Here is an 8307-nt window from a genome sequence, read left to right as displayed (position 1 = left end):
TTCTGTTCCGCCGTATTACCATTAGCAGTAATCGTAAATCTGCTTCCATTAAGCAGCATCATCATATATTTCGTTGGCGTCGCGGCAGCTGCCGGCCCGGCCGTAAATAAGCTGGTTGCATCGGCCGTATTGCTGGACTTCACCCAGGCGGCAAATGTCATACTATTCAAACGATCTACAATATGGCTTGGCAATGCTACATAAGCTGCTGTCGTATTCGTTCCTCCAAAGTTAATCGCATTACCGTATTTGCCTGCTGTCCATGTTGCATTGCTTCCGCCAATAACCGTGCCGTTATTTCCGTAGCCGGACGAGTCCACGGCCGTAGTACCGCTCGTTTCGTCAAATTTATACCAGGTATTTAAGTTAGTATCCATGACTACTTTTACGGCGGCATTGTAACTCTGTCCATTGTAGGCAGCTGTAATCGTAGCTGTACCTAAACTTACACCCGTAACTACGCCTCCTGCATTCACTGTTGCCACGGCCGGGTTAGATGATGAATAACTCGCTTGAGCTGTAAGATCCTCAACGCTCCTGTCCGAATCCATGACCGTTAATACCGTCATATGTGTATCATTCCGCATAATGGTATAACTGCTTGCATCCAAAACCGGAACCCCGGTTCCTCCCGTTGCCGCGGATACGACAGCTGACGTCGATCCCCCAGCTACGCTTACCTGATAATAGTAAATCATATTCGATTCTAACCCGGTATTGGTATAAGAGGCTGCTGTAAATGGTGCACTATTAATCTTTGTATAAGTTCCCTCTGCTGTTAGTGATCTATATAAGTTATATCCCAGTGCTCCCGGTACAGCCGTCCAACTTAAGTTGATCGTAGCCGGGCCTGCTGCCGTTGCTGTCAAGCCCGATATTGAGCCTAAAGTGATCTGGTTGCTCAGGCCCACTGTTTGTGCTGCATCAGGTGTGTACAACAAAGTAGCAAGCGGATAATCCTTCGCAGCAACTTCTGGCATTCCCGTTTCATAGGCATAGGCCAGGTATTTATATTTTTCTTGGGTCATATCCCTTTGTTCCATATATTTATAATAGTTATATAAAACACTTAAGTAAGGATCGATTCTGCCCCTGCCGTCCGAGTTGATTTTGTCATAATATGCGGCTCCAGCTGTGTATCCGTCCGAGTACGCAGGGGTCCATAAAACATCATGACCAAGATGATACTTCAGAGTGTATGTCACTCCTGCCAATAACCGATCATCTAGGAAATTGAATACATTGACCGCATTCGAAGCAGTAGAAATCGTTCCATTCATCGGGTCAACTTTCGTACCTTGGGCATCGATGGTTTTCACCAATGTAGACAGTCCACCTACATTGCCATAAGTATGTCCCGCATCGCGCCCCATTTCCATTAACTGCACGTGGTAATCCAATGGAGCCAACGGTTCTCCTGTTATTTCATTTGCCGTCATCCACCGCATCTGATGCTTGATCGAACCGTTTCTACCTCCCGGGTTACCTGCTGAGTTAACTGTCGTTGCTTCCACGGCCTCCGCATAGAGCTGCAGGTCATTGTTAAAGATAGCTCGGGCAATCATCCCCATGATGGCAAACTGATGCTGATTCATGAAGAAATTATGGGCTTGATTAGGATCCTCAGGTTGATCATAAGTGTTTCTAAGAAGCTCCATCATATTTGTGAAATTTTGAGTATCGGTATCCGACCATTTCAGACTCTGCGTCGGCGTATCGGAATAGCGCAAAATTTCTGCCGCTGCCGCAAGCAAATAAGTCGACGTTGCAAAACGGAAGTTCGTATGTTTAACAACAGACTGTATTGCTGCGTAATTTCTGATGATCGTCATGGCATTCGAGCGATACGTTTCATTACCGGTAACATACCACATAATCGCCTGTATGAAAGCGGTTTCGGAATCCGTATTGGCCCGAGTACCTACATAATCGCTGGGATTGGACCGATATACACCGTTTGCGTCCGTAAAGGCCCATGGCCCCGGAATATTGACGAATAAATCATACCCGGATTCATAATAAATTCTTGGATTTTCACTGGATTGGGGTTTGCTGGAAAAGGTATTAAATGCCGTGTTCCAAGGCTCGTCGCCCGCTCTTACATGATCGCGCATATTGTCCAAATCTGTCTGTCTCATTGCAATGCCCGGATGGTGGATGATTGCCGATATCGTGTTCCCGGAAGAATCAATATAAGAAGCATTGACATCGGCATTTACGACCTGAGGCTTGTAAGAAGTAATAAGCGGCGAAATAGCCGCTTTCGCTGTCTGGCCGCCAACGAAGATAACGCCCGAAACGACCAACATAGCGCAAAGAATGCAGGAAACAAATTGTCGAAAACGCTTTCTACTCATTATTTTATTACCCTCCTTTTATTCTCTTTCCATGAAAATATAGCAATTCCGCCCACGGTTTATAAAAGGAGGAAGGCATTAAGGCCTTCCTCCCGAAACTAGTACGATTATGAACGATATCCTAATTGACCATTGTTGCCTGAATGACCGGACCGACACCTTACTTGGTCACAGTAACAGTCATCGTATCGCTGGAGATTGCACCAGCATAGTTGATGAGTTCTGCGCGATATTCATATATGCCAATCGTCCGATCCGTAATAGCGGTTACTGCCGATTGGGCAGAAGGTGTATTGCTCGTCAACTCTTGCGTATGGATGAGAACGCCATTTTCGAACAAATTGTACGTTGTAGCATTGGTGCCCCACCACATATTCATGCTGACATTGAAATCCCCGTCGCCGTCCCAGTTCTTTACAGATAATACCGGTTTGGCCGGCGCCGCATGCGTTACGTTTACCGTGTGCGTACTGCTTGTTGTTGTCCCATACGCATTGGTCAGCTCCACGCGATATGCATAGGTCCCATTCAGCTTATTTGCAATGGAAGTTATCGCTTTCTGAGCGCTCGGGGAATCATCCTTTAAAATTTCGGTATCGATTAATACGTCATTCTCGTAAAGCTTGTAGATCCTGCCATTATTTCCGTACCACATATTCATGATAATATTGTAATTGCCGTCCTGCTGACCTGTATCATACCCATTGTCGTCAGACAGAACTGGTTTGCCTGGTACACCTGTGCTCTTTGCTGGGATATTGTTTACTGTCGCGGCAACCGAACCTTGGTTTCCGGCGGCATCAACAAACTCGAATGTGAAGCTGCCATTCCTAATGAACGTATAGTTTTCTGAACTGCCATTGTTTGTAATGGATACCGACTCGCTTGGCGTAATCGTTGCTATCACAGTATGATCTATCGTGGACGGTCCATTGTAAGCCACGGTTGCCGTTGGAGAGATCTTGTCGATATTGCCGACCGCATAGCTGCTGACATTCGAAACATTGCCCACAGCATCCGTTCCCCGTGCAAACACCGTAACGTTTTCGGACATAACCACCGGACCACTGTACGCGATCCATTCGCCACTGTCGCCTACTTTGTATTCCTTCACCGCAGTGTCATCCGGATAGCTGATCGTTAAGGTGACGTCGCCGTTGGTCGGGTCCGTAACGTCTGCAACGAAAGTTGCATCAGCAGGAGCTGATATATTTCTGAATACCGCCTTCAAATGCCAGTCTCTGACTACATTGTACGTTTTTCCGCCGCCCAAATAACCGCCTGAATAGGTTGTCAGGTTGAACACGGGGTATTCCGACCATAAATAATCTGCCGTCATCCCATAGGTGATCGTCGGCTCCACCCATTTGACGAATTCATAGCCTTCAGCCGGCTTCGCCACCACGGTAACGGACGTTTGATCGCCATGCACCGTCAGCGAGGTTCCCTCATTCCCTGTCGGTGCTGGAGCAGGCGGAAGGCCGTTCGAATTGACATAAACCAAGGTCGTTCCTGCCGCCGGATCACTCGACGATGTCGTGATCGTATACGTAGGATCGTAGCGCTTCAGATCCTCGCCGACTTTCCCAAACATACGCAGTTCCGATATATTCCCATACCAGGCTCCTCCATAAATACGAAAATATCGGAAGGCGTAATCCTTAAATTGATCCTTCGCTTTAATCGGCTGCCAGATATCATAGCTATAGCCTTTGGATGTTTCGGAAATTGTTCGCCAGTTTACTCCATCATCAGAAGCACTTACATTCACAGCTGCTGCCCTGCCAGGAAAGCCGCTACGGTTCAAAATTTCGATTCGGTCAAGCTGCATCAGCTTGTTATTGTTGCTCGCGCCGAAATCAATGTCGTAGTAACCGTAAGCGTTACCATTATATCTTACGTCGGCGAAGGTTGATATTTTGCCATCGAACAAGTAAGTAGCTTCAGTCGCGTCCAACGTATTGCTTGAACCGCTTAATTGTGCTTCATCTCTCACATTAATCTCATTGGAAGTATTGGAAATCAACACTTTCTGGGACACTTGTGTGTTATTCACATTCGTAATGTATTTCTCCGGGTAGCTGTATACGGTATAGGCCGGTGTACCGTCTGCAAAGGTATAATCAATAGAAAGCTCAGCATAGCCTGACTTTGATCCGGCATGAACAACATACTCAGCGGTATAGAAACCATCCCCGTTATTTGTCACGCCAACCGTCTCACCCTGAATGGTGGCCCGAACATTACCGATCAGTTCATCTGCTTTGAATGTGAGAATCACCTTATCGCCTATGACGGCACTAGGCGGAATATCGAGCGTATCCTGGACAGGCGAAACGGCTTCCAGTTTCAAGCTTATATCTTTCAACACATTGCCCGTTTCAAAGCGTTCGCCAAAAATATGGAGATCAGAGATATAGAACGGCTGGTCCTCCGTATAATCATCCTTGTTTAATACGCCGGCGGTAAGATCCTTCATTCTAAAATAACGGAATCCGGTATTTTTGTACTCGTCTTTTACCGTATAAGTGAACCAATCTGTGGTATATTCCGATATATCGTCGGATATTCGCATCCAGTTCGTATAGTCATTGGATGCCAGAATGATTGCTCCCTCTGACCGTGCCGGGAAGCCAAAGTCGGGCAACATCAGGAGCTTGCTGGGCTTTACCTTAAAATCCTCACCGAAATCCAATGTAAACTGCTTCTCGTCAACTATCCATCTGATAGGAATACCTGAGCCATCATAGTCTACTAAAAATGCCGGATTGACATTGGGGCTGTCCGGCGCCCCGACTGCGATTCCCGTTAAATCAAGGGCTCCATCCGCTATCAACGGATTTAACAGGCGCAACCCGCTAACAGCCACCTTCAAATCAAGCAATGCCTGATTCATGGCAGCCGCGTCGCCGGATTCGACAAGAGTCAGCGCAGCTTCATACTTCGTCCGGAATACGGTATAGCTAGCTGTTTCATACGATTGAGCAGGATCATAGGCTTGGATTACATTTTCAATCGCTTCGCTATAGCTGCCTGTGACCGAGACGGTGACCGCCAAAATATTCATGGCTGTGTCATTAGATGCCGACACATAGAATGAATAATCACCCATTGGCATGGATGCCGGAATGTTCCCCGACAGTACGCCGTTGCTATCTACGGTCATATTTGCATGGCTAACAAATCCGGCGCTATCTTCAAGTATGCTATAAGTTATGGTTTGACCTGCATTGCTTGCGGAATTGGACAAATCATATTGCAGCCGCGCCGACGTATAAGAGTCCAGATGCAGCTCGTTTACGGCTCCCTTGAAGAGAGGGGCTTTCACCGTTGTGCTGTTGAGCAATAGATGATCAAACTCGACATATTCCCCCGTCTTGCCGGATACATTGAAATAGATCATGGAGTCTGCTTGGAAAGCGGTGCTAGGCACAGTTGCCAAGTTGACGATCACATACTTCCATTCCCCTCCGGTATCGGGCAGGTTAACCGTGGCGAACGGCTCTTTGTCAATGTCGCCATGGAACTTCAGCGTCGTAATCGCACTGCTCTTGATTCGGAACGCCAAGTCACCATTACGCCAGATGCCCACACTAGGGACAGCGAATAGGGAGCCGGATTCTTCGGCCTCGATACGAATTGAATCGTTTGTCCTCGTAATGCCGCTGTCTAATGCGGTAAAATGTGTTTCAAACTGGTACGGAATCGTGCTCCCATTCTCATGGGCAATAACTGCAGGTACGGGTGTGCCTAAAGCGCCATCAGGAATATAGAGCCACAAATCGCTGGTTCTCAAACCATAAATTTCCCAATACTTATTCATCGCTTCGGCTACATACTTAAAGTCGGGATTGTTATCCGTATAGCCCTTGCCATACTTATAGATGTAGTAGTAGTCCTCGCTGGCGCCAAGGCGTCCCCGTCTGTCTGCGCTAACTGAATTATTCAAGCCGTCATTGAATGGAATAGCGTATCCCAGATTGTATTTATAATAGGTATTGATGCCTTTGATAAGCCGGTCGTTCAAGAAGGAATAGACGTCCACTCCATCACTGGCCACAGTAGCTGTCCCGTTGACTGGGTCGAGTGAAGTGCCTTGTGCCGAAATGATTTGAGCCAGAATGGACAAGTTCATCACGTTATCGAACGAATGCGGTTGATCCCTTACCATTTCCTTGATCGCCACGACAGGCTCGTCCAGCACATTCCCTTTGCTGTCCGTGGAGTATTCAAACATGGCGTTGGCTATCGCACCGTTATGGTATGCGTGCCCAGATGGAGTGCTGGCGTTTATTGTCGCCCACTCTAACACACGCTCGTAATCCACCTTGCTATCCATGAAAATATAGGAGGATAATGTTGCCATGACAGAAGTTTGGTGTTGATTCATCCAGTTGGTATTTCGCTCCATCCAGAGACTGAGCGCCGGTTTCTGAAAGTTATCGCTATATTTTTGTGAATACTCATCCTTCCATTTCAGCTCTTCGTGACCAGTACTCGTATAACGCAGCAATTCCGCAGCAGCATTCATATAGTACAAGGGTCGTCCCTGATGAATATGCGCATCCGTCACATACTTCGCTTTAGACGGATCTAGGCTGCCCCACAGCAGGACGATCCGCATCGCTTTTTCCCGATAGTCGGGATCTCCTGTCATGAAATACATGATCGCCTGATAGTACGCTGCAAGGGCATCCTGCGTCATTGCCCCATTAAAGAGGCTGGTGCTATAGCTGTCGTAGGTGTAGTTCGCCTCAAGCGCGTCAAAACCGGCGGATGGATTTTTATCGATTCTGATTCCGTACGATTTGGACGCGAACGAACTGGCCGCAAAATTTTCAAAATAACCGTACCACGGCTGTTCTTTGTTGCGGATATGCTCCCGTATGCGAAACAGATCCGCTGGCGCCACACTGACGGCAGGATGAACAAGCTCTGTACCCGTGTTGTTGACGAAGGTCGGCAAAGGGTCGGCGAGACCCTGAATCGCAGCAAGCAATTCTGCCGCCATGGCGTCTATCTGATCTTGACTGGCTTCACGATCTGCTTTCAACGCCAGTGCGCGACTGTTTGCTTCCAGCAGTATAGCCCAGGTTTCGTCCGAGTAGTATTGCTGTCCGGCCGCAATCATATTGGCGGCTTTATGAAGCACGGAATAGAACTGAGTCCCCTTGTATACCCTTTCAATCTCGGCCGCGCTTAGGGCATAGTCGTAGATACTGAATTCATCAATCAAGCCGTTAAACAACGGATCACTAGCGAACTGGCTTTTCCCGATATAGTTCAAATTCGGCGCAAAATCACTTGGCTTAATCGCAACATTGCTATTCGTTGCTTTTGCTTCCCCGTTTACATAAAGTGTAGCTCCTCCACCGCCCAGAGTCAGGGCCACATGAGTCCACTGTCCTACTGGGAGCTGCGGCGTATCCAAAACTTGCTCGGAGCCACCGTTTATAATGGCGAACCGCATAAGTGTCCCTCTTTTCGGTGTCAGGAACATATAATTGCTTGTGCCTTTGCCGAAGTCGAAAATCCTCTGCCAGTTGCTTCCTCCATTCCATTTCACCCATGTAGATATGGTAATGGCTTCATAGTCAGACATCGGATGCTCAGCCGGCAGCGTCACGTAAGAGGATGTTCCATTCAGCTGGATGGCTTGCCCGACTACCCCGTCCACGTATGCGGGAGTGCCTGTGACCGTACCATTAGCCGATCCGACAGAGCTATTGGCATTCCCTTCAAACTCGTAAACGATCGGCTTCGGGGTACTTTCGTAAGTTGACTCCGTGACAGTCTGCCCGTAAGTTGCTTCCGTAACCGTCACGCCTGAACCTGCGGATTCTTCGCCTTGCACAGGCAATGCAAGAGAGAACAGCATGATCAGGGATAGAATCAGGGCTATCAGCCTGCGCGATTGCATAATAACATTTACGATTTTCATTTCGTTCCT

Annotated in this window: 2 protein-coding genes; both read right to left on the bottom strand. The window is 47.7% G+C overall.

Annotation, left to right across the window (positions count from 1 at the left end):
* On the bottom strand, window positions 1-2357 hold a 2357-nt coding region (locus ABEW34_RS26780; RefSeq protein ID WP_430163185.1), incomplete at its 3' end, for an Ig-like domain-containing protein.
* A gap of 160 nt (window positions 2358-2517) precedes the next feature.
* Window positions 2518-8298 (bottom strand): LamG-like jellyroll fold domain-containing protein, encoded by a 5781-nt coding sequence (locus ABEW34_RS26775; RefSeq protein ID WP_430163182.1) that lies wholly within the window; start codon window positions 8296-8298, stop codon window positions 2518-2520.
* Window positions 8299-8307: the final 9 nt, after the last annotated feature.

Origin of the sequence: Paenibacillus algorifonticola, assembly GCF_050481745.1 — a bacterium.
In the GTDB taxonomy this organism is placed as follows: domain Bacteria; phylum Bacillota; class Bacilli; order Paenibacillales; family Paenibacillaceae; genus Pristimantibacillus; species Pristimantibacillus algorifonticola_A.
Note: the sequence above shows the minus strand (reverse complement) of the source record. Positions and strands in the feature narration are given on the sequence as shown.

What these genes read in the sequence shown, in the direction of transcription:
- ABEW34_RS26775 (WP_430163182.1), bottom strand. Translation starts at nt 8,298, where the DNA reads ATGAAAATCGTAAATGTTATTATGCAATCGCGCAGGCTGATAGCCCTG.